This window comes from Streptococcus mitis (assembly GCF_005144795.1).
GTDB classification, from domain to species: domain Bacteria; phylum Bacillota; class Bacilli; order Lactobacillales; family Streptococcaceae; genus Streptococcus; species Streptococcus mitis_BB.
This window is the reverse complement of the sequence record NZ_SWFJ01000002.1, coordinates 57,747-80,890: the sequence shown is the minus strand read 5'-3', so window position 1 is coordinate 80,890 and position 23,144 is coordinate 57,747. Positions and strand designations below refer to the sequence as shown.

17 protein-coding genes are annotated in these 23,144 nt (G+C 39.1%); 12 read left to right on the top strand and 5 right to left on the bottom strand.

All coding sequences use genetic code 11. The features are described 5' to 3' along the window. The first annotated feature begins 19 nt into the window (after positions 1-19). Genes lacA through lacD form a run of 4 tightly spaced genes read left to right on the top strand, consistent with a single transcriptional unit; the run spans position 20 to position 2,913 of the window. The gene (lacA, locus tag FBF73_RS01860; protein WP_136936810.1) at positions 20-445 is read left to right on the top strand and encodes a galactose-6-phosphate isomerase subunit LacA; all 426 of its coding nucleotides are present in this window, start codon (positions 20-22) and stop codon (positions 443-445) included. 30 nt (positions 446-475) lie between these two features. After that, positions 476-991 (top strand): galactose-6-phosphate isomerase subunit LacB, encoded by a 516-nt coding sequence (lacB, locus tag FBF73_RS01855; RefSeq protein WP_033681832.1) that lies wholly within the window; start codon positions 476-478, stop codon positions 989-991. A gap of 10 nt (positions 992-1,001) precedes the next feature. Further along, complete coding sequence (locus tag FBF73_RS01850) at positions 1,002-1,931, top strand: tagatose-6-phosphate kinase (protein ID WP_136936809.1); 930 nt, start codon at positions 1,002-1,004, stop codon at positions 1,929-1,931. 1 nt (position 1,932) lies between these two features. Beyond that, positions 1,933-2,913 carry a tagatose-bisphosphate aldolase gene (gene lacD / locus FBF73_RS01845; protein ID WP_001229114.1) on the top strand — a complete coding sequence of 327 codons (981 nt, stop codon included), beginning with the start codon at positions 1,933-1,935 and terminating at the stop codon, positions 2,911-2,913. Between the two features lie 65 nt (positions 2,914-2,978). Here the strand turns inward: lacD and FBF73_RS01840 are convergent, their stop codons facing one another. The 4 genes from FBF73_RS01840 to nrdH form a co-directional block, all read right to left on the bottom strand. After that, complete coding sequence (locus tag FBF73_RS01840) at positions 2,979-3,746, bottom strand: DeoR/GlpR family DNA-binding transcription regulator (RefSeq protein WP_000917575.1); 768 nt, start codon at positions 3,744-3,746, stop codon at positions 2,979-2,981. A 142-nt stretch (positions 3,747-3,888) separates the two neighbouring features. After that, positions 3,889-4,851: a class 1b ribonucleoside-diphosphate reductase subunit beta gene (nrdF, locus tag FBF73_RS01835; protein WP_023948166.1), complete on the bottom strand. Its 963-nt coding sequence runs from the start codon at positions 4,849-4,851 to the stop codon at positions 3,889-3,891. Positions 4,852-5,044: 193 nt separating this feature from the next. Next, the gene (nrdE, locus tag FBF73_RS01830; RefSeq protein WP_136936808.1) at positions 5,045-7,204 is read right to left on the bottom strand and encodes a class 1b ribonucleoside-diphosphate reductase subunit alpha; all 2,160 of its coding nucleotides are present in this window, start codon (positions 7,202-7,204) and stop codon (positions 5,045-5,047) included. Positions 7,205-7,284: 80 nt separating this feature from the next. Further along, complete coding sequence (gene nrdH / locus FBF73_RS01825; protein ID WP_000259240.1) at positions 7,285-7,503, bottom strand: glutaredoxin-like protein NrdH; 219 nt, start codon at positions 7,501-7,503, stop codon at positions 7,285-7,287. 349 nt (positions 7,504-7,852) lie between these two features. On the opposite strand from nrdH, the gene FBF73_RS01820 reads away from it, so the two are divergent. From FBF73_RS01820 to FBF73_RS10200, 7 genes are all read left to right on the top strand, one after another. Then, the gene (locus FBF73_RS01820) at positions 7,853-8,116 is read left to right on the top strand and encodes a phosphocarrier protein HPr (RefSeq protein WP_000146947.1); all 264 of its coding nucleotides are present in this window, start codon (positions 7,853-7,855) and stop codon (positions 8,114-8,116) included. A gap of 5 nt (positions 8,117-8,121) precedes the next feature. Next, the gene (ptsP, locus tag FBF73_RS01815) at positions 8,122-9,855 is read left to right on the top strand and encodes a phosphoenolpyruvate--protein phosphotransferase (RefSeq protein ID WP_004241506.1); all 1,734 of its coding nucleotides are present in this window, start codon (positions 8,122-8,124) and stop codon (positions 9,853-9,855) included. Between the two features lie 142 nt (positions 9,856-9,997). Then, positions 9,998-10,915 (top strand): zinc-binding lipoprotein AdcAII, encoded by a 918-nt coding sequence (gene adcAII / locus FBF73_RS01810; RefSeq protein WP_136936807.1) that lies wholly within the window; start codon positions 9,998-10,000, stop codon positions 10,913-10,915. A gap of 7 nt (positions 10,916-10,922) precedes the next feature. Continuing rightward, positions 10,923-13,454 (top strand): pneumococcal-type histidine triad protein, encoded by a 2,532-nt coding sequence (locus tag FBF73_RS01805; protein WP_136936806.1) that lies wholly within the window; start codon positions 10,923-10,925, stop codon positions 13,452-13,454. Positions 13,455-13,611: 157 nt separating this feature from the next. After that, on the top strand, positions 13,612-16,182 hold the full coding sequence (locus FBF73_RS01800; RefSeq protein ID WP_136936805.1) for a pneumococcal-type histidine triad protein: 2,571 nt from the start codon (positions 13,612-13,614) through the stop codon (positions 16,180-16,182). Positions 16,183-16,362: 180 nt separating this feature from the next. Continuing rightward, positions 16,363-17,253, top strand: coding sequence for a zinc-binding lipoprotein AdcAII (gene adcAII / locus FBF73_RS01795; protein WP_419991804.1), 891 nt, complete (start codon positions 16,363-16,365; stop codon positions 17,251-17,253). Positions 17,254-17,260: 7 nt separating this feature from the next. After that, a complete protein-coding gene (locus FBF73_RS10200) occupies positions 17,261-20,635 on the top strand; it encodes a pneumococcal-type histidine triad protein (RefSeq protein ID WP_136936803.1) in 3,375 nt (1,124 codons plus the stop codon). A gap of 34 nt (positions 20,636-20,669) precedes the next feature. On the opposite strand, the gene pepT is transcribed toward FBF73_RS10200, so the two are convergent. Further along, positions 20,670-21,893 (bottom strand): peptidase T, encoded by a 1,224-nt coding sequence (gene pepT / locus FBF73_RS01785; RefSeq protein ID WP_136936802.1) that lies wholly within the window; start codon positions 21,891-21,893, stop codon positions 20,670-20,672. Positions 21,894-22,046: 153 nt separating this feature from the next. Here pepT and hemH point away from each other — a divergent pair, with 153 nt between their 5' ends. Next, positions 22,047-23,141, top strand: a complete 1,095-nt coding sequence (gene hemH, locus FBF73_RS01780) for a ferrochelatase (RefSeq protein ID WP_136936801.1) — start codon at positions 22,047-22,049, stop codon at positions 23,139-23,141. Positions 23,142-23,144 lie beyond the last annotated feature (3 nt).

The following is a 23,144-nucleotide window of genomic DNA, read 5'->3' as shown; positions in this document are numbered from 1 at the left end:
ATAAAAAGGAGTATACAATATGTCTATTGTTATCGGTGCAGATGCTGCAGGTTTGAGATTGAAAGAAGTTGTGAAAGACTTCTTGGAAAAAGAAAATTTCCACGTTGTGGATGTTACAGCTGAAGGTCAAGACTTTGTTGATGTGACTCTTGCTGTTGCTGCAGAAGTAAACAAAGAAGAACAAAACCTTGGTATCGTGATTGATGCTTATGGTGCTGGTCCATTTATGGTCGCAACTAAAATCAAAGGAATGGTTGCTGCAGAAGTATCTGACGAACGTTCAGCTTATATGACTCGTGGTCACAACAACTCACGTATGATCACTATGGGTGCACAACTTGTTGGTGATGAATTGGCTAAAAACATCGCTAAAGGATTTGTTAAAGGTAAATACGATGGTGGACGTCACCAAATTCGTGTCGACATGTTGAACAAAATGTGCTAATTAGATTACAGTAAGAAAGGTAAGTTAAAAATGAGAATTGCAATTGGATGTGACCACATCGTAACAGATGAAAAAATGGCGGTTTCAGAATTTTTGAAATCAAAAGGATATGAAGTCATTGACTTTGGTACATATGACCATACACGTACTCACTACCCAATCTTTGGTAAAAAAGTAGGGGAAGCTGTAACTAGCGGTCAAGCTGATCTTGGGGTATGTATCTGTGGTACTGGTGTTGGTATCAACAACGCTGTAAATAAAGTTCCTGGTGTTCGTTCTGCCTTGGTTCGTGATATGACAACAGCCCTTTATGCTAAAGAACAATTGAACGCCAACGTTATCGGTTTTGGTGGTAAGATTACTGGTGAATTGCTCATGTGTGATATTATTGAAGCTTTCATCCATGCTGAATACAAACCATCTGAAGAAAACAAGAAATTGATTGCGAAAATTGAACACGTTGAAAGTCACAATGCACATCAAGCTGACGCAAACTTCTTTACAGAATTTCTAGAAAAATGGGATCGTGGAGAGTACCACGACTAAGAGGTAACCTATGATTTTAACAGTCACAATGAACCCATCCATTGATATTTCCTATCCCTTGGATGAGTTAAAGATTGATACTGTCAATCGTGTGGTTGATGTAACCAAAACGGCTGGTGGTAAGGGACTCAATGTTACCCGAGTACTTTCAGAATTTGGGGATTCTGTTCTTGCTACTGGTTTAGTGGGTGGCAAACTTGGTGAGTTTTTGGTTGAGAATATCGATGATCAAGTAAAGAAAGATTTCTTCTCAATTCAGGGAGAAACTCGGAACTGTATTGCTATTCTCCACGGTGACAACCAAACAGAAGTTCTTGAAAAAGGACCTGAAGTTCTTGAACAAGAAGGTCAAGGTTTTTTGGATCATTTCAAAAAACTCTTGGACTCAGTTGAAGTAGTAGCTATCTCAGGTAGTCTGCCAGCTGGCCTTCCAGTTGATTACTATGCGAGCTTGGTAGAACTTGCTAATCAAGCTGGCAAGTCTGTTGTCTTGGACTGCTCTGGTGCAGCACTTCAGGCGGTTCTTGAATCACCACATAAACCAACAGTCATCAAACCAAATAATGAGGAATTGTCTCAGCTTCTTGGAAGAGAAGTTTCTGAGGATTTGGATGAATTAAAAGAAGTCCTTCAAGAACCTTTGTTTGCAGGTATTGAATGGATTATCGTTTCACTTGGTGCTAACGGTGCTTTTGCCAAACATGGTAACACTTTCTACAAGGTAGATATTCCTAGAATTCAGGTAGTAAATCCTGTTGGATCTGGAGACTCTACTGTGGCAGGAATTTCTTCAGGACTTCTTCACAAAGAATCGGATGCAGAATTACTCATCAAGGCAAATGTCCTTGGTATGCTCAATGCTCAAGAAAAAATGACTGGTCATGTCAACATGGCCAACTATCAAGCTCTATATGATCAATTAATAGTAAAAGAGGTATAAAATGGCTTTAACAGAACAAAAACGTGCACGCTTAGAAAAACTTTCTGATGAAAATGGTATCATCTCAGCTCTTGCATTTGACCAACGTGGTGCGTTGAAACGCCTCATGGCTCAACACCAAACAGAAGAACCAACTGTAGCTCAAATGGAAGAACTTAAAGTTTTGGTAGCAGATGAATTGACTAAATACGCTTCATCAATGCTTCTTGACCCTGAGTATGGACTTCCAGCAACTAAAGCTCTTGATGAAAAAGCTGGTCTTCTCCTTGCTTATGAAAAAACAGGTTATGACACAACAAGCACAAAACGCTTGCCAGACTGCTTGGATGTTTGGTCTGCAAAACGTATTAAAGAAGAAGGTGCAGATGCAGTTAAATTCTTGCTTTATTATGATGTAGATAGCTCAGACGAACTTAACCAAGAAAAACAAGCTTACATCGAACGTATCGGTTCTGAATGTGTGGCTGAAGATATCCCATTCTTCCTTGAAATCCTTGCTTACGATGAAAAAATTGCTGATGCAGGTTCTGTAGAATACGCTAAAGTAAAACCACACAAAGTTATCGGTGCTATGAAAGTCTTCTCAGACCCACGCTTTAACATTGATGTCTTGAAAGTTGAAGTTCCTGTTAACATTAAATATGTTGAAGGCTTCGCTGAAGGTGAAGTGGTTTATACACGTGAAGAAGCAGCAGCATTCTTCAAAGCACAAGATGAAGCAACTAACTTGCCATACATCTACTTGAGTGCTGGTGTATCAGCTAAACTCTTCCAAGATACTCTTGTATTTGCTCATGAATCAGGTGCAAACTTTAACGGAGTTCTTTGTGGCCGTGCTACATGGGCTGGATCAGTTGAAGCATACATCAAAGATGGTGAAGCAGCAGCTCGCGAATGGCTTCGTACAACTGGTTTTGAAAATATTGATGAACTCAATAAAGTTCTTCAAACAACAGCGACTTCATGGAAAGAACGCGTGTAAGCAAGTCTTTTAAAACTGAAATTTTTAATACTTACAAAAATCCCCACCAATCGGTGGGGATAGTTTTATGGTTTAGAAAGAATAATTTTTGTTTGTTTTGAAAGTTGTTCAAACGTTTCTTTACTCAGTTTAGAATCTGAAACGATGGTATCAATATCAGAGATATTGTAGAAGGTATAGAAATCAAATTTATTGAACTTACTATTGTCAGCTAGTAAGTATTTTTTATTAGAATTATTGAGGGCGATGCGTTGGGATTCACCTTCCTCTTCACTAAAGGTCGCAATCGCATTGTCCTGAATACCATTACAGCTAACGAAAGCTTTAGAAAATTGTAGGTTAGCTAAGTTTTGTAAGGTTAGTGTTCCCACAAACGCTCCAGTGATAGAGCGGTAGTTTCCACCGATCAAAATCAAATCTGTTAGTTTTCGTTCGTTTAAGATGAGAAAGACTGGTAAACTGTTTGTTACAACACGAATATTATCAATTGGAAGTTCACGGGCAAAAGATTCTAAGGTCGTACCTGGGCCGATAAAAATAGTTTCACCCTCATCAATTAAATGGCCTGCAAAACGGCTGATTTCTTGTTTTTCTGCAATCTGTAAGCTTTGTTTTTCAATATTGGAACGTTCATTATTTAAAATAGAACCTGTGCGAATTTTCTCAGCTCCCCCGTGAACCCGAACAAGTAGATCCTTATCTGCCAACTCTTGCAAGTAGCGTCTAGCAGTCATATCTGATACATCCAAGCGAGTCATGATTTCTTTTACAGTAATAGTTCCTTTTGTATTTACCGTTTCTAGAATATTATCTAGTTTTTCCTGCTTTAGCATCGTTATCACCTCTATTTCTATTACTATTTTATCATAAAGTATTCAATCAATCAATTTAAAAAACAAAAGAAAACAAAAACAAAAATATCATGGTTGTTTTAAACAAACCATGATATTTGTTATCAGTTCTGGGATAAGTGAATTAGTCCAAACCGTAATTGTAGTCATCGTCTTGCATGGCTTCAACTTCACCAAGTAGGTAACCGTTTCCGACTTGAGAGAAGAAGTCGTGGTTAGATGTTCCTGTTGAAATACCGTTCATAACAATTGGGTTGACATCATCAGCTGAATCTGGGAAGAGTGGATCTTGTCCCAGGTTCATGAGTGCCTTGTTAGCATTGTAGCGAAGGAAGGTCTTGACTTCTTCAGTCCAGCCAACACCGTCATAGAGGCTCTCTGTATAACCTTCTTCATTCTCGTAGAGAGTATAGAGCAGATCGTACATCCATTCTTTGAGTTTTTCTTGCTCTTCTTCAGGCAATTCATTGAAACCGAGTTGGAATTTATATCCGATGTAGGTTCCGTGAACAGATTCATCACGAATAATCAATTTAATGATTTCCGCAACGTTGGCTAGTTTGTTGTTACCGAGATAGTAGAGGGGAGTGAAGAAACCAGAGTAGAAGAGGAAGGTTTCAAGGAAGACGCTGGCAACTTTCTTTTCAAGTGGGCTACCGTTTAGGTAGATTTCGTTGACAATCTCAGCCTTCTTTTGTAGGTAAGGATTGGTATTGGTCCATTCGAAAATTTCTTCAATCTCAGCCTTAGTATTCAAGGTAGAAAAGATTGATGAGTAAGATTTAGCGTGGACAGATTCCATAAATTGGATGTTATTGAAAACAGCTTCCTCATGTGGTGTACGGATGTCCGAGCGAAGGGCTTGAACTCCAGTTTCAGATTGCATAGTGTCGAGAAGGGTTAGACCACCAAAGACTTTTCCAACCAAGTCTTTTTCTACATTTGATAGCTTTCTCCAGTCATCCAAGTCATTTGACAAGGGAATACGAGTGTCGAGCCAGAATTGCTCTGTCAGCTTTTCCCAAGTTGATTTGTCGATGACATCTTCGATGGCATTCCAGTTAATGGCTTTGTAGTAAGTTTCCATTTGAAATCTCTTTCTGTGTTTAGTATTGCGAACTCACAATTATTTCTATTTTATCATAATCCTAGAGGAGTATCGCACAAAAAGTCGGAAGCCCGACTTTTTGTTATTTCATAGTATATATGCTTATTCCTGTTTAGTTTAGCAGGGTGAATGAATCACTAATTTGAGAAAATGTAGTTTTCTCAAGCAAAGATTAAATCACACAGCTTTCACATTGGTTGGCACCGACTTCTCCACCGTCATCTGTAAAGGTACGGACGTAGTAGATAGACTTGATACCTTTGTTAAAGGCATAGTTACGAAGGATAGATAAGTCACGTGTCGTTTGTTTGTTTTCTTTCTTCCATTCGTAAAGACCTTTTGGAATATCACTACGCATGAAGAGAGTGAGTGAAAGTCCTTGATCCACGTGCTCTGTTGCAGCAGCGTAAACATCGATGACTTTGCGCATATCCATGTCATAAGCAGAAGTGTAGTAAGGAATGGTTTCTGTTGACAAGCCCGCAGCAGGATAGTAGATTTTACCGATTTTCTTTTCTTGGCGTTCTTCGATACGTTGCGTAATCGGGTGGATAGAAGCAGAAACGTCGTTGATATAGCTGATAGAACCATTTGGCGCTACAGCAAGGCGGTTTTGGTGGTAAAGACCATCTGCTTGAACCTTGTCGCGAAGTTCAGCCCAGTCAGCAGCACTCGGAATAAAGACTTCTTTGAAGAGTTCTTTAACACGCTCTGATTTTGGAACAAACTCGCCAGTCACATACTTGTCGAAGTAGCTTCCGTTAGCATAGTCTGATTTTTCAAAGTTGTGGAAGGTGATACCACGTTCACGCGCTATATTGTTTGACTCAACTAAAGTCCAGTAGTTCATAAGCATAAAGTAGATGCTTGTAAATTCAACAGACTCAGGTGACCCATATTCAATCAGTTGTTGTGCAAGGTAGCTGTGAAGTCCCATTGCACCAAGACCAAAGGTGTGGGCTTGGCTATTTCCGTGGTCGATGGTAGGAACAGCTACGATGTGTGAACTATCTGTAACGAAAGTTAAGGCACGAACCATAGTACGGATAGAACGACCAAAGTCAGGTGAAGTCATCATGTTGACCACGTTGGTTGAACCAAGGTTACATGAAACGTCCGTCCCCATTTGAAGGAATTCTTGAGCATCGTTGATCAAGCTTGGTTCTTGAACTTGAAGAATCTCAGAACACAAGTTACTCATGATGATTTTTCCATCAACAGGATTTGCACGGTTAGCCGTATCAATGTTGACTACATAAGGATAGCCAGACTCTTGTTGCAATTTAGAGATTTCAGTTTCCAAATCACGCGCCTTGATTTTTGTCTTGCGGATATTTGGATTTGCGACCAATTCATCGTATTTTTCAGTGATGTCGATGTAGTTGAAAGGTACACCGTATTCTTTTTCGACAGAATAAGGGCTGAAGAGGTACATTTCTTCATTTTTACGCGCCAATTCGTAGAATTTATCGGGTACTACAACACCGAGCGAAAGGGTCTTAACACGAACTTTTTCATCGGCGTTTTCTTTCTTAGTCGAAAGGAAGGCGATGATATCTGGGTGAAAGACATTGAGGTAAACAACCCCAGCACCTTGACGTTGCCCCAATTGGTTAGAGTAAGAGAAGCTGTCTTCGAAAAGTTTCATAACTGGAACGACCCCAGAAGCTGCTCCTTCATAGCCTTTGATAGGTGCACCAGCTTCACGAAGGTTGCTGAGGGTAATTCCCACACCACCACCGATACGTGAAAGTTGAAGAGCTGAGTTTATAGAACGTCCGATAGAGTTCATATCATCAGTTACTTGGATTAGGAAGCAAGATACTAACTCCCCACGGCGAGCACGTCCAGCATTCAAGAAGGAAGGAGTAGCAGGTTGGTAGCGTTGGTGGATGATTTCATTGGCAATATCGATGGCAATAGCCTCATTGCCATCAGCGAAATAAAGGGCGTTAAAGAAGACGCGGTCTTCCATACTTTCAAGATAATATTCACCGTCGTTAGTTTTCAAAGCATATTGATTGTAAAACTTATAGGCAGCCATGAAAGACTTGAATTGGAAGTTTTGGTCTTTGATAAATTGAGACAATTCTTCCAAAAATTCTGAACGGTATTTCTTGATAAAGGCTGTTTCGATGTAGTTGTGTTCAATGAGGTAGTTGATTTTATCTTTGATTGAATCAAAAACCATAGTATTTGGAACTACATTTTCTTTAAAGAAAGCATCCAAGGCTTCCTTATCTTTATGAAGCATGATTTGTCCATTGACAGGACGGTTGATTTCGTTATTGAGACGGAAGTAAGTCACGTCCTCAAGATGTTTTAATCCCATAAAATTTCCCTTATCTAATTACAAAAGAAAGGCTTCTAAGTTAGCCCTAGAAGCAGTTTCTTCTGGATGATGTACTAAGATTATGCTAATTGTTTCAACTTTCCTGGTTGGAAACCTGAAAAGACTTCAGTTGGTGTTTGGATAACAGGAGCTGCGCTGAAACCGAGCTCTTTAACTTGATCGATGTACTCAGGTTGCTCATCAAGATTGATTTCACGATAAGCGACATTATTACTGTCCAAGAAACGTTTGGTCATCTTACATTGGACACAGTTGTTTTTAGAATAAACGGTTACCATTGTGTAACTCCTCTTTAAAATTTAATTCTATCCTAGTATATCAGAAAATAAATTTTTGTCAATGATTTAAAACTAAATATAGTGGTCTATTTTTCTACATAACCTAACAAAACACAATATGTAGTGTTTGTTTTGTGAAATAGTGATAATTATCCTATAATTTGTTTTTTGAAAAACTATATCCTGTGTTTTGTTACATAAGATAGAAGATTTTCAGCAAGTTATCTGAAAGGAAATCTAATAAATCCCATAAAATGCTTGAAAAAAATCCTAGAAGATGATATAATACCAAATTGTAAGGGTTATCACATATAACTCAAAAAAGAAAGAACAAAAGGAGAGTCAAACTATGGCTTCTAAAGATTTCCACGTAGTGGCAGAAACAGGTATTCACGCACGTCCAGCAACATTGTTGGTACAAACTGCTAGCAAATTTGCTTCAGATATCACTCTTGAGTACAAAGGTAAATCAGTTAACCTTAAATCAATCATGGGTGTTATGAGTCTTGGTGTTGGCCAAGGTGCTGACGTAACTATCTCAGCTGAAGGTGCAGATGCAGATGATGCTATCGCTGCAATCTCAGAAACAATGGAAAAAGAAGGATTGGCATAAGGAAAATGACAGAAATGCTTAAAGGAATCGCAGCATCTGATGGTGTTGCAGTTGCAAAAGCATATCTACTCGTTCAACCGGATTTGTCATTCGAGACTGTTTCAGTCGAAGATACAAACGCAGAAGAGGCTCGTTTAGATGTTGCTCTTGAAGCTTCTCAAAACGAGCTTTCACTTATCCGTGAGAAAGCTGTAGGTACGCTAGGTGAAGAAGCGGCACAAGTTTTTGACGCTCATTTGATGGTTCTTGCTGACCCAGAATTGATTGGTCAGATTAAAGAAACAATCCGTGCTAAGAAAGTCAATGCTGAAGCAGGTCTTAAAGAAGTGACTGACATGTTCATCACTATCTTTGAAGGCATGGAAGATAACCCATACATGCAAGAACGTGCAGCGGATATCCGCGACGTGACAAAACGTGTATTGGCAAACCTTCTTGGTAAGAAATTGCCAAACCCAGCTTCTATTAACGAAGAAGTAATCGTGATTGCGCATGACTTGACACCATCTGATACAGCTCAATTGGACAAAAACTTTGTAAAAGCTTTTGTAACAAACATCGGTGGACGTACAAGCCACTCAGCTATCATGGCACGTACACTTGAAATTGCAGCTGTATTGGGAACAAATAACATCACTGAAGTGGTGAAAGACGGTGATATCCTTGCCGTTAACGGAATTACTGGTGAAGTCATTATAAACCCAACAGATGAACAAGCGGCAGAATTTAAAGCAGCTGGTGAAGCTTATGCTAAACAAAAAGCTGAATGGGCACTTTTGAAAGATGCTCAAACAGTGACTGCTGACGGTAAACACTTCGAGTTGGCTGCTAACATCGGTACTCCAAAAGACGTTGAAGGTGTGAACAACAACGGTGCAGAAGCTGTTGGACTTTACCGTACAGAATTCTTGTACATGGATTCTCAAGACTTCCCAACTGAAGATGAGCAGTATGAAGCATACAAGGCTGTTCTTGAGGGAATGAATGGTAAACCAGTGGTTGTTCGTACAATGGATATTGGTGGAGATAAGGAACTTCCTTACTTCGATATGCCACACGAAATGAACCCATTCCTTGGATTCCGTGCCCTTCGTATCTCTATTTCTGAAACTGGAGATGCAATGTTCCGTACACAAATCCGTGCCCTTCTTCGTGCTTCTGTTCATGGTCAATTGCGTATCATGTTCCCAATGGTTGCGCTCTTGAAAGAATTCCGTGCAGCTAAAGCAGTTTATGAAGAAGAAAAAGCAAATCTTCTTGCTGAAGGTGTTGCAGTTGCGGATGACATCCAAGTTGGTATCATGATTGAAATCCCTGCAGCAGCAATGCTTGCAGACCAATTTGCAAAAGAAGTAGACTTCATGTCAATTGGTACAAACGACTTGATCCAATACTCAATGGCAGCAGACCGTATGAACGAGCAAGTTTCATATCTTTACCAACCATATAACCCATCAATCCTTCGCTTGATCAACAACGTTATCAAGGCAGCTCACGCTGAAGGTAAATGGGCTGGTATGTGTGGTGAGATGGCTGGTGACCAAAAAGCTGTTCCACTTCTTGTCGGAATGGGCTTGGATGAGTTCTCTATGTCAGCAACATCAGTCCTTCGTACACGTAGCTTGATGAAGAAATTGGACACTGCTAAGATGGAAGAGTACGCTAACCGTGCCCTTACAGAGTGTTCAACAATGGAAGAAGTTCTTGAACTTCAAAAAGAATACGTTAACTTTGATTAATCGAAAAGTCCTTGCAACTTAGTTGCAAGGACTTTTTATAGTTTAATAGCAGAAATTTTATTAACTAGTTCATAAAATGCTTGACAATAAAAAAAATAGGAGTAGAATATTAACTAGTTAAATAACTAGTTAAGGAGTTTTTATGAAGAAACAAAATTTATTTTTAGTGTTGTTAAGTGTCTTTCTTTTGTGTTTAGCTTCTTGTGGGCAGAAGGAAAGTCAGACAGGGAAAGGGATGAAAATTGTGACCAGTTTTTATCCTATCTATGCCATGGTCAAGGAAGTATCTGGTGACTTGAATGATGTTCGAATGATTCAGTCAAGTAGCGGAATTCACTCCTTTGAACCTTCGGCAAATGATATTGCAGCCATCTATGATGCAGATGTCTTTGTTTACCATTCGCATACGCTCGAATCTTGGGCAGGAAGTCTGGATCCAAATCTAAAAAAATCCAAAGTTAAGGTTTTAGAGGCTTCTGAAGGAATGACATTGGATCGTGTCCCTGGTCTAGAAGATGTGGAAGCAGGTGATGGAGTTGATGAAAAAACGCTTTATGACCCTCATACTTGGCTAGATCCTGAAAAAGCTGGCGAAGAAGCGCAAATTATCGCTGATAAACTTTCAGAGGTTGATAGTGAGCACAAAGAAACTTATCAGAAAAATGCGCAAGCCTTTATCAAAAAAGCTCAAGAATTGACTAAGAAATTCCAACCTAAATTTGAAAAAGCGAGTCAGAAAACATTTGTAACACAACATACAGCCTTTTCTTATCTAGCTAAGCGATTTGGACTCAATCAACTTGGAATCGCAGGTATCTCTCCTGAACAAGAACCAAGTCCAAGACAACTAACAGAAATTCAGGAATTTGTTAAAACCTATAAGGTTAAAACGATTTTTACAGAAAGTAACGCTTCTTCGAAAGTAGCTGAAACTCTTGTCAAATCAACAGGTGTGGATCTAAAGACTCTGAATCCTTTAGAGGCAGACCCGCAAAATGACAAGACTTATCTAGAAAACCTTGAAGAAAATATGAGTATTTTAGCAGAAGAATTAAAGTGAGGAAAGAATGAAAATTAATAAAAAATATCTAGCTGGGTCAGTAACTGCACTTGTTTTAAGTGTCTGTGCTTATGAACTAGGTTTGCATCAAGCTCAAACTGTAAAAGAAAATAACCGTGTTTCATATATAGATGGTAAACAACCAAGCCAAAAGGCAGAAACTTTGACACCTGATGAAGTCAGTAAAAAAGAAGGTATTAATGCCGAGCAAATTGTTATCAAGATTACGGATCAAGGTTATGTGACTTCTCATGGAGACCATTATCATTACTATAATGGCAAGGTTCCTTATGATGCTATCATCAGTGAAGAACTTCTGATGAAAGATCCAAACTATCAGTTGAAGGATTCAGACATTGTCAATGAAATCAAGGGTGGTTATGTGATTAAGGTAGACGGGAAATACTATGTTTACCTTAAAGATGCGGCCCATGCTGATAATGTTCGCTCAAAAGAAGAAATCACTCGTCAGAAGCAGGAACACAGTAGTAATCACGGAGGTGGTTCTAGCGATAATGCGGTAGTTGCTGCTAGAGCTCAGGGCCGTTATACAACGGATGATGGTTATATCTTTAATGCATCTGACATCATTGAGGATACGGGTGATGCCTATATCGTTCCTCATGGCAATCATTTCCACTATATTCCTAAGAGTGACTTGTCTGCCAGTGAATTAGCTGCAGCTCGAGTCTTCCTAGCTGGAAAAACTAATCAGCCAAGCTCAGTTGGGTATCGTCCGTCAACAAATTCCTCTAACAGTAGCGCATCAGAGACATCGAATAGTAGTTCATATGGACAAACGAATCAAAGAAATGTTGAGGCAAATACCAGACGATGGACTCCAAGTGTTAGCCCACAAGTGGATAATAGCTATCAAGCTAGTCCGAGTGAAGACGTATCCAGTCTCTTGAAACAGCTTTATGCCTTGCCACTCAGTCAACGACACGTGGAATCAGATGGACTTGTCTTTGATCCAGCACAGATTACAAGAAAAACTGCGAATGGTGTCGCAGTGCCACATGGAGATCATTATCACTTTATCCCTTATTCTCAAATGTCTGATTTAGAGCAGAAGATTGCGAGAATGATTTCTGAAAATTATCAAGGAAATCATACTACTGCAGGTGGTAAAGAATTAAAACCAATTCCGACTCCAAGTCTTCCAAATTTAATTCCATCTCCTGTTTTGCCAGCTCTTACCTTAAAACCTTTGAAACCTATGGTAAAACCGGCTCCTACTCCAAATCCTAAAATAGACTCAAATTCTGCTTTGGTTAGTCAGCTGGTACGAAAAGTTGGGGAAGGGTATGTATTCGAAGAAAAAGGAATCTCACGCTATGTCTTTGCGAAAGATTTACCATCTGAAACTGTTAAAAATCTGGAAAGCAAGTTATCAAAACAAGAGAGTGTGTCACATACTTTAACTGCTAAAAAAGAAAAAGTTGCTCCTCGTGACCAAGAATTTTACGATAAAGCATATAATTTATTGGCCGAGGCTCATAAAGCCTTATCTGAAAATAAAGGTCGCGTTTCTGATTTCCAAGCCTTAGACAAATTAGCGGAACGCTTGAATGATGAATCTTCTAATAAAGGAAAATTGGTAGATGATTTATTGGCATTCCTAGCACCAATTACCCATCCTGAGCGACTTGGAAAACCAAATTCTCAAATTGAATATACCGAAAACGAAGTTCGTATTGCTCAATTAACTGATAAGTATACAACGTCAGATGGTTACATTTTTGACGAACATGATATTATCAGTGATGAAGGGGATGCCTATGTAACACCTCATATGGGCCATAGTCACTGGATTGGAAAGGATAGCCTTTCTGATAAGGAAAAAGCTGCGGCTCAATCTTATACTAAAGAAAAAGGGATTTTACCTCCGTCAGCAGACGCAGATGCTCAAGCAAATCCAACTGGAGATAGTGCAGCGGCTATTTACAATCGTGTGAAAGGTGAGAAACGAATTCCACTCGTTCGACTTCCATACATGGTCGAGCATACAGTTGAAGTTAAAAATGGTAATTTGATTATTCCTCATAAGGATCATTACCATAACATTAAATTTGCTTGGTTTGATGATCATTCATATAAGGCTCCAAATGGTTATACTCTGGAAGACTTATTTGCGACGATTAAGTACTATGTTGAACATCCTGATGAACGTCCACATTCTAATGACGGATGGGGAAATGCCAGCGAGCATGTCTTAGGTAAGAAAGACCACAGTGAAGATCCAAATAAGAACTTCAAAGCGGATGAAGAACCAGTAGAGGAAACACCTGCTGAGCCAGAAGTCCCTCAAGTAGAGACTGAAAAAGTAGAAGCCAAGCTTAAAGAAGCAGAAGTTTTACTTGCTAAAGTAACAGATGCTAGTCTGAAAGCTAATGCGACAGAAACCCTAGCTGGTTTACGAAATAATTTGAGTCTCCAAACCATGGATAATAATGGTATCATGGCAGAAGCAGAAAAATTACTTGCGTTGTTAAAAGGTAGTAATCCTTCACCTATAAATAAGGAAAAAACAAACTAATGAAAAATGGGAGTCTCGATAAAGAGGCTTTCATTTTTATTATGTATATACGAAAAATTCTTGACAAGCAGTGCTAAAAAGAGTAAACTATTAACTAGTTAATTAACTGGTTTATTATTTTATAGTGAATCAAATAAAGTTAAGAAAAGAGGAGATTATGAAAATCAATAAAAAATATCTAGCTGGATCAGCAGCTGCACTTGTTTTAAGTGTCTGTGCTTATGAACTAGGTTTGCATCAAGCTCAAACTGTGAAAGAAAATAACCGTGTTTCATATATAGATGGTAAACAACCAAGCCAAAAGGCAGAAACTTTGACACCTGATGAAGTCAGTAAAAAAGAAGGTATTAATGCCGAGCAAATTGTTATCAAGATTACGGATCAAGGTTATGTGACTTCTCATGGAGACCATTATCATTACTATAATGGCAAGGTTCCTTATGATGCTATCATCAGTGAAGAACTTCTGATGAAAGATCCAAACTATCAGTTGAAGGATTCAGACATTGTCAATGAAATCAAGGGTGGTTATGTGATTAAGGTAGACGGGAAATACTATGTTTACCTTAAAGATGCGGCCCATGCTGATAATGTTCGCTCAAAAGAAGAAATCACTCGTCAGAAGCAGGAACACAGTAGTAATCACGGAGGTGGTTCTAGCGATAATGCGGTAGTTGCTGCTAGAGCTCAGGGCCGTTATACAACGGATGATGGTTATATCTTTAATGCATCTGACATCATTGAGGATACGGGTGATGCCTATATCGTTCCTCATGGCAATCATTTCCACTATATTCCTAAGAGTGACTTGTCTGCCAGTGAATTAGCTGCAGCTCGAGTCTTCCTAGCTGGAAAAACTAATCAGCCAAGCTCAGTTGGGTATCGTCCGTCAACAAATTCCTCTAACAGTAGCGCATCAGAGACATCGAATAGTAGTTCATATGGACAAACGAATCAAAGAAATGTTGAGGCAAATACCAGACGATGGACTCCAAGTGTTAGCCCACAAGTGGATAATAGCTATCAAGCTAGTCCGAGTGAAGACGTATCCAGTCTCTTGAAACAGCTTTATGCCTTGCCGCTTAGCCAACGACATGTGGAATCAGATGGACTTGTTTTTGATCCAGCGCAGATTACAAGAAAAACTGCGAATGGTGTTGCAGTGCCACATGGAGATCATTATCACTTTATTCCTTATTCTCAAATGTCTGACTTAGAGCAGAAGATTGCAAGAATGATTTCTGAAAATTATCAAGGAAATCATACAACTGCAGGTGGTAAAGAATTAAAACCAACTCCGACTCCAATCCCTGCTCCAGATCCTACCCCAATACCAAGTCCACAACCTGTACCAAATCCTCAACCAACTCCAAGCAATCCAATTGATGGAAAATTGGTAAAACAGGTGATTCGAAAGGTGGTTGATGGTTATGTCTTCGAAGAGAATGGAATTTCGCGTTATATTTCTGCCAAGGAACTTTCAGCAGAAACTGTTGCAGCCATTGATGATAAACTTGCTAAACAAGAAAGTTTGTCTCATGAGTTAGGAGCTAAGAAAACCAATCTTGCATTTGCTGATCAAAAATTTTACAACAAAGTTTATGATTTACTAGCAAGAGTTCATCAAGATTTGATTTCCAATAAAGGGCGCCAAGCTGATTTTGACGCTTTGGATAGACTATTGGAACGTCTCAACGATGAGTCAAGTGATAAGGTCAAGTTAGTTGATGATATCCTTGCTTTTCTAGCGCCGATTCGTCATCCAGAACGTTTAGGAAAACCAAATGCACAAATAGCTTACACAGATGATGAGATTCAAGTAGCCAAGTTGGCAGGCAAGTATACAACAGAAGATGGCTATATCTTTGATCCCCGTGATATAACCAGTGATGAGGGGGATGCCTATGTAACTCCGCATATGAGCCACAGTCATTGGATTAAGAAAGATAGTTTGTCTGAAGCTGAAAGAGCAGCAGGTCAAGCTTATGCTAAAGAGAAAGGTTTGACGCCTCCTTCAACAAATCATCAAAGTTCAGGAAATACTGAGGCTAAGGGAGCAGAAGCGATTTACAATCGAGTAAAAGCAGCTAAGAAGGTACCACTTGATCGTATGCCTTACAATCTTCAACATACTGTGGAAGTTAAAAATGGAAGTTTGATTATACCTCATTATGACCATTACCATAACATCAAATTTGAGTGGTTTGACGAAGGACTTTATGAGGCACCTAAGGGGTATACTTTAGAAGAGCTATTTGAAACTGTGAAGTATTATGTCGAACATCCAAACGAACGTCCGCATTCAGATAGTGGTTGGGGCAATGCGAGCGACCATGTTCAAAGAAACCACAATAGTCAAGCTGCTAACAATCAAACAGAGAAACCAACAGAGGAGAAACCTCAGACAGAAAAAATTGAGGAGGAAAAACCTCGCGAAGAAAAACCGAAAAATGAGAAAGCAGAATCTCCAAAACCAAAAGAACCAGAGGAATCAGAAGAAGAATCACCATCGGAACCAGAGGAACATCAGGTTGAAACTGAAAAGGTTGAAGAAAAACTGAGAGAGGCGGAAGAGTTACTTAAAAAGATTAAGGATCCAATTCTTAAGTCCAATGCCAACGAAACTCTCACAGGATTAAAAAATAACCTGTTATTTGGTTCTCAGGATAACAATACTATTATGGCAGAAGCTGAAAAGCTATTAGTCTTGTTAAAGGAGAGTAAGTAACTATACAACTATTATAGAAGATAAAAAGGGAGCAGAATATGGATTCTGTTCTCTTTTTTATGAAATTGTGTAAAAATTCTTGACATATTTTCTAAATAAAGATAAACTATTTACTAGTTAATTAAATGGTTAAACACTAGTTAAGGAGTTATAGTGAAAAAGAGGACGATTTTAGTATTAATGACCAGTGTATTGGCTCTGGTATTAGCTGCTTGTGGGCAGAAGGAAAACCAGTCAGGTAAAGGGATGAAAATTGTGACCAGTTTTTATCCTATCTATGCCATGGTCAAGGAAGTATCTGGTGACTTGAATGATGTCCGAATGATTCAGTCAAGTAGCGGAATTCACTCCTTTGAACCTTCAGCAAATGATATTGCAGCCATCTATGATGCAGATGTCTTTGTTTACCATTCGCATACGCTCGAATCTTGGGCAGGAAGTCTGGATCCCAATCTAAAAAAATCCAAAGTTAAGGTTTTAGAGGCTTCTGAGGGAATGACTTTAGACCGAGTCCCAGGGCTAGAAGATGTGGAAGCAGGGGATGGAGTTGATGAAAAAACGCTCTATGACCCTCACACTTGGCTAGATCCTGAAAAAGCTGGCGAAGAAGCTCAGATTATCGCTGATAAACTTTCAGAGGTGGATAGTGAGCATAAAGAAACTTATCAAAAAAATGCGCAAGACTTTATCAAAAAAGCTCAAGAATTGACTAAGAAATTCCAGCCTAAATTTGAAAAAGCGAGTCAGAAAACCTTTGTAACACAGCATACAGCCTTTTCTTATCTTGCTAAGAGATTTGGACTCAATCAACTTGGAATCGCTGGTATCTCTCCTGAACAAGAACCAAGTCCAAGACAACTAACAGAAATTCAGGAATTTGTTAAAACCTATAAGGTTAAAACGATTTTTACAGAAAGTAACGCTTCTTCGAAAGTAGCTGAAACTCTTGTCAAATCAACAGGTGTTGGTCTAAAAACTCTGAATCCTTTAGAGGCAGACCCACAAAATGACAAGACTTATTTAGAAAATCTTGAAGAAAATATGAGTATTTTAGCAGAAGAATTGAAATGAGGAGATTATGAAAATAAATAAGAAGAAACTTGCTGCTGGTGCAGCTGTCGTCCTTTCTTTAAGTCTTTGTATTTATGCATTGAATCAACATCAGACAGGAGAGAACAAAGATACGAATCGTGTATCTTATGTCGATGGGAAACAAGACACTCCAAAAACAGAGACACAAACACCAGATCAAGTTAGCAAAAAAGAAGATATTCAGGCTGAACAGATTGTTGTGAAAATCACTGATCAAGGTTATGTGACTTCACACGGTGATCATTTCCATTATTATAATGGGAAAGTTCCTTTTGATGCGATTTTCAGTGAAGAACTTTTGATGAAAGATGCCAATTATCAACTTAAAGACGCTGATATTGTCAACGAAGTCAAAGGTGGTTACATTATCAAGGTGGATAGTAAGTATTATGTTTACCTTAAGGATGTGGCACATGCGGATAACGTTCGTTCGAAGGACGAAATTGAACGTCAAAAACAAGGTCATACTCACGATGCACCAACATCTAATAGTGCAGTGGCGCTTGCTCAATCTCAAGGTCGCTATACTACTGATGATGGCTACATCTTTAATCCATCTGATATTATAGAGGATACTGGGGATGCTTATATCGTCCCTCACGGTGGACATTACCACTATATTCCAAAGAGTTCCTTGTCTGCTAGTGAATTGGCTGCAGCTCAAGCTTATCTCTCTGGAACTAAAAAACAAGCGAGTGTGACTGATTATCGTCCAAGTACAAATGGGACTGGTCAAACTACCAAGCCTATTCAACAGGCTGAAATACCAAGTAATAAAGCCGAGAGTCTTCAAAGTCTATTACAGCAGCTTTATGCTCTTCCAAGTACTCAACGATATGCTGAATCGGATGGTTTGACTTTTGACCCTGCTAAGATTTCAAGCAGAACACCAAGTGGTGTAGCGATTCCTCATGGAAATCACTATCATTTCATTCCCTATACAAAGCTTTCTGCATTAGAAGAAAAGATTGCGAGAATGATTCCTCTAGCTAGTGATAGTGTGAAACCAACACCATTGGAGAATCCAAGCAAACCAGCAGAAAAACCTACTCAGCAAAACCATCATCATGAGCAAGATGGTAACCATGGAAGTCAGGACCCTAAGCATGAAGAGCATGGACATGATGGAGATGGACATGACCACCATCATGATGAAGACCATGATCATGGTTTTGATGCCAATCGTGTCATCAGTGAGGATGAGAGAGGTTTTGTCATGAGTCACGGTGATCATAATCATTACTTCTATAAGAAAGATTTGACAGCGGAGCAAATTAAGGCCGCCCAAGATTATCTGAAAAGTAAAACGCCAGTAACGCCAAGCACAGCAAATGATGATGAACACGATGAAGATCATCATGGACACCATCATGATGAAGACCATGATCACGGTTTTGATGCTAATCGTGTTATCAGTGAGGATGAACAAGGCTTTGTCATGAGTCATGGTGACCACAATCATTACTTCTTCAAGAAAGATTTGACAGCAGAGCAAATTAAGGCAGCTCAGGATCATTTGAAAACACATCATGATGCAGAGCCTGTAAAACCTCTTGCTAAAACAGTAGAGTCTTTCTCAAGAGATGCTAGCGATGAAGAAAAAATTGCTTATATTTCTAAGACCTACGGCGTCCCACTTGAAGCTATTAGAATTTCAAACGGATTCTTTGTCTTTGGAAATCCAGACCAAGCCTACGATCCAACTCATATCCATCCCTATGCTGTTCGTAAAGAACACGTTCGGATTCCTCTTCAAACTGGAAATCCAGAACTTGATTTCCTAAATGAACTTTATACGACTGCCTTACGTGATGGTGTGTCTCCTTATAGTTTGCAGGTAGAAAATGGTAGTTTTGTGATCCCTCATGGTGACCACAATCACTACATCAAGGTTCAAACTAAGGGCTATGAAGTGGCTTTGAAAAATAAAATTCCAGCTCTACAATCCAACTATCAACCTGGAGCTTTTGATGAGAAGGTAGTTTTGGCAAAAGTAGATCAACTTCTAGCTGAAAGCAGAAACATCTACAAAGACAAGCCTATCGAACAAAGACAGATTGAGTTAGCTTTAGGTCAGTTTACTGAAAACATGAAGAAACTGGCAACTAACTCTACAGCAGGTTATCTTGCAACACTGGATCTCTTTGATAAGCAATATATCCATATTGATGAAAGTGTCAAGCCTGTTAAAACAAGCGCTCTAGATAAGAAATATCAAGCCTTGATTGATAAAATCAATACACTGGACACAGACTCTTATGGACTTCCTAAGAAAGACCTTCTCGTTCGACTCCAAGAAGCTAAATTGGCTAAAGATGAGGCTGCTTTAGCAGCGGTTGAATCACAACTTCAAGCTCTTCAAGACTTTAATGATCGAACAGGTGTTACAACTGTAGAATACATCAAGTACTTCTACGAACACGTCAATGACGGTCGTTTGAGTGATGAACTTCGAAACAAAGTAGCTCAGTTGACTTGGACCTTGTATCAATCTCAATCCTTCCTTAAGGCAGCAGAATTGAACAAATTATTCCCAAGTATCTATCAGGCAAAACAAGAAGTGGAAGAAGCTCTGAAAGCTCAGCCAACTACTGCGAAATCAAGTCAGACAGTTCTAGATACTGAAAAAGTAGATAACCAAAGTGCTAAGACAGCTATTTATGGCTTCTTGAAAGAATTGTACGGAGACTTTATGCCTGAGGAGCATGTCAATCATGTCAGCAAGGAAGAAGTAGAAAGTCTTTTGAACAAGGCAACTCAACTCTTGGAACAAATCCAAGAAGAAGGAATCAGACAATCTTTGGCAGAAGAAGTAGAAAATCTTAAAGCTGCCACAAACAAGGCTAATGCAGACTTGGATGAAGTAAACAGTCAGGTAAAAGATGTCTTGACTCGTATCGCTAGCGCCCTTCAACAAGAGAAGGAAAATACTGAGCAAGATCCTCAGACACTTGTACTCTATCAAAAACTCTACGATATCCTCATGTCGCTTCACGCTTACTTAGAAAACAATAAGGGTTCTGATGAGGACTTTGATAAGGTAGATGCTTTACTAGATCAACTTTCTGCCAAGAGTAAGGACAAAACCGCTTTACTTGAATTGACAAAAGCTATTCTGATCTTGAATCAAGAAATCAAGTCAAAATCAAGCGTAACTGAAGAAGTAACTCCAGCAGCAAAGTCTGAGAAGACCAGTACCGAAACTGAAACATCAGCAGCTGCGAAATCTAACAGTGAAACTGCAAGGAACGAAAACAAACCTAGCAACACAACAGATTCTAAACCAGCTGAATCATCTTCAGAAAAGGAAACAACAGAATCTACAACAAGTACTGGAAATCAAGAAACACCAGTGGTATAAAAAGAAAGGCGAAGTAGCTGAGCTACCTCGTCTTTTAGTCTTTATAAGCTACGATACCAATGATGGTATCAACTGCACGTTCCATAGTCTGAAGGCTAACATATTCAAAACGTCCATGCATATTTTCGCCACCAGCAAAGATATTTGGAGTTGGGATTCCCATAAAGGAAATCTTAGAGCCGTCTGTCCCTCCACGGATTGGTTCGATTATAGGAGTGATCCCCAAATCTTCCATAACGGCTTTAGCAATGGTAATTGGAGTCATATCTTTTTCAATGACTTCTTTCATATTGTAGTACTGGTCTGTCAAGTTGAGAGTGACACGGTCGCTACCAAGTTCTTGATTCATCTTATCAGCGATAGACTGCATGGCTGCTTTACGAGCTTCAAAAGCATCTTTTTCAAAATCACGAATGATGTAGCTAGCACGCGCCTCTTCGACACTACCTGTCACATCCATTAGATGGTAGAAGCCTTGGTAACCTTCTGTTAACTCAGGTCGGTCATTCTCTGGAAGTTGATTATGAAAATCAATTGCTAGCTGAAGGGCGTTGACCATTTGCCCTTTTGCTGTACCAGGGTGGACATTGCGTCCTTGGAAATGCAATTCAGCACCCGCTGCTGAGAAAGTCTCGTACTGAAGTTCCCCTAGTGGTCCTCCATCAACAGTATAGGCAAAGTCCACATCAAAATCTTCTGCATCAAATTTATTAGCCCCAACACCGATTTCTTCATCTGGACCAAAACCAACACGAATCTCACAATGTTTGATTTCAGGATGAGCATTTAGATATTCAATGGCTGTCATAATTTCAGCAATTCCTGACTTGTCATCGGCACCTAGCAAGGTTGTTCCATCTGTTGTGATGAGCGTTTGTCCTGGATATTTCTCAAGACTCTTAAAGTCAGCTGGATCGAGTTTGAAACCAGAATTTCCTAGTTCAATCACACCACCATCGTAGTTTTCAATTACCTGTGGATTGACTCCTTCGGCATTAAAATCAGCAGTATCCATGTGCGATATAAAACCAATTTTACGTGTTAAAGATGGATCATTGGCTGGCAAAGTTCCAATAGCAAAACCATTTGGTAGATAATAAATATTTTGTAATCCAACACGTTTCATTTCAGGAATTAGGACATTTGTAGCGAAGTCAACCTGACTCTGTGTACTTGGAGTAGTAGTAGAGTGTTCATCAGAGCGCGTGTTGACCTTAACGTAGGTCAAGAAGCGGTCCAAGAGATTGGGGTAAGTCATAAAAAACTCCTTTTGAATTCATTTTTTCCATTGTATCATAGAAAGAAAAGAAAAACAAAAGACAGAAGTTAGAGAAATTCGCTATGTTGGCGTTTACTTATTAATGGATAAATGATAAAATAAACTTGATAAAAATATCACAAGGAAGCGATTATGAAAAAAGCAATTTTAATGATGACTTTCGGTTCACCAGAAGAGATTACCTTTGAAGGTGTGGCTGATTTTTTCACAAATATTCGTCGTGGAGTGAGACCTCAAGACCACGAGATTCAAACACTCTATGATAATTATGTACTTATTGGAGGTACGCCTCTGCAAAGAATTACCCGTGAAGAGGTTGCCTTGGTAGAAGCTAGACTGGGTAATGAATATAGTGTCTATTTTGCCAATAAATTTTCCAGTCCCTTTATTCCAGATGTGATCGGTCAGATGGAAGCAGACGGCATTGAACAGTGTATCTGCTTGATTTTGGAGCCTCATTATTCTTTCTACTCTGTCATGGGCTATGAAAAATTTTTAGAAAGCAAGCAGATCCAATTTTTTGTTATTAAGGACTGGTATCAAGAAGAAGCGCTGTTAAACTATTGGGCAGATGAAATTGGTAAAATTTTAAAAGAAGAAGTAAAGCAGGATAGCTTTAAAGTCATCTTTTCAGCTCACAGTGTGCCTATTTTTGCCTTGGATTTTGGTGACCCATATATCGATCAAATTTTTGAAAATAGCAAGCTAGTCGCTGAAAAACTAGGTTTGAGTTCAGAACAATATACCAACACTTGGCAGAGTGAGAGTGATATTGGTATTCCATGGATTAAACCAGATGTTTTAGAGTATCTCAGAGAACAGAAAGAACATCCAGACCATTATATTTTTGTACCTATTAGTTTTATCAGTGAGCACATTGAAGTCTTGTTTGACAATGATGTGGAATGTTATGATTTATGTCAGGAATTGGGTGTCAACTACCATCGTCCACCAATGCCAAATACGGATTCTCGCTTGATTGATGCCTTGGTCAATACAGTCAGAGCTAATGAGAACAAAGAGTTTAAGGAATTTCTCCCAGAAGAAGAAACCTTTGATGAGTTAGTTCCTTCAGACGAGACTAAAAATATCTTGGCCGAATCTCAAGATTTACAAATGCCGGAGTTTGTGAAAAAACTGATTGAGAAAAAAGGTCGGGAAAATGTTAAGATGCCTTATCTTATTAAGAAAATGCTTGAGAAAGCAGGTAAGTTACCGAAAGAGTAAAGA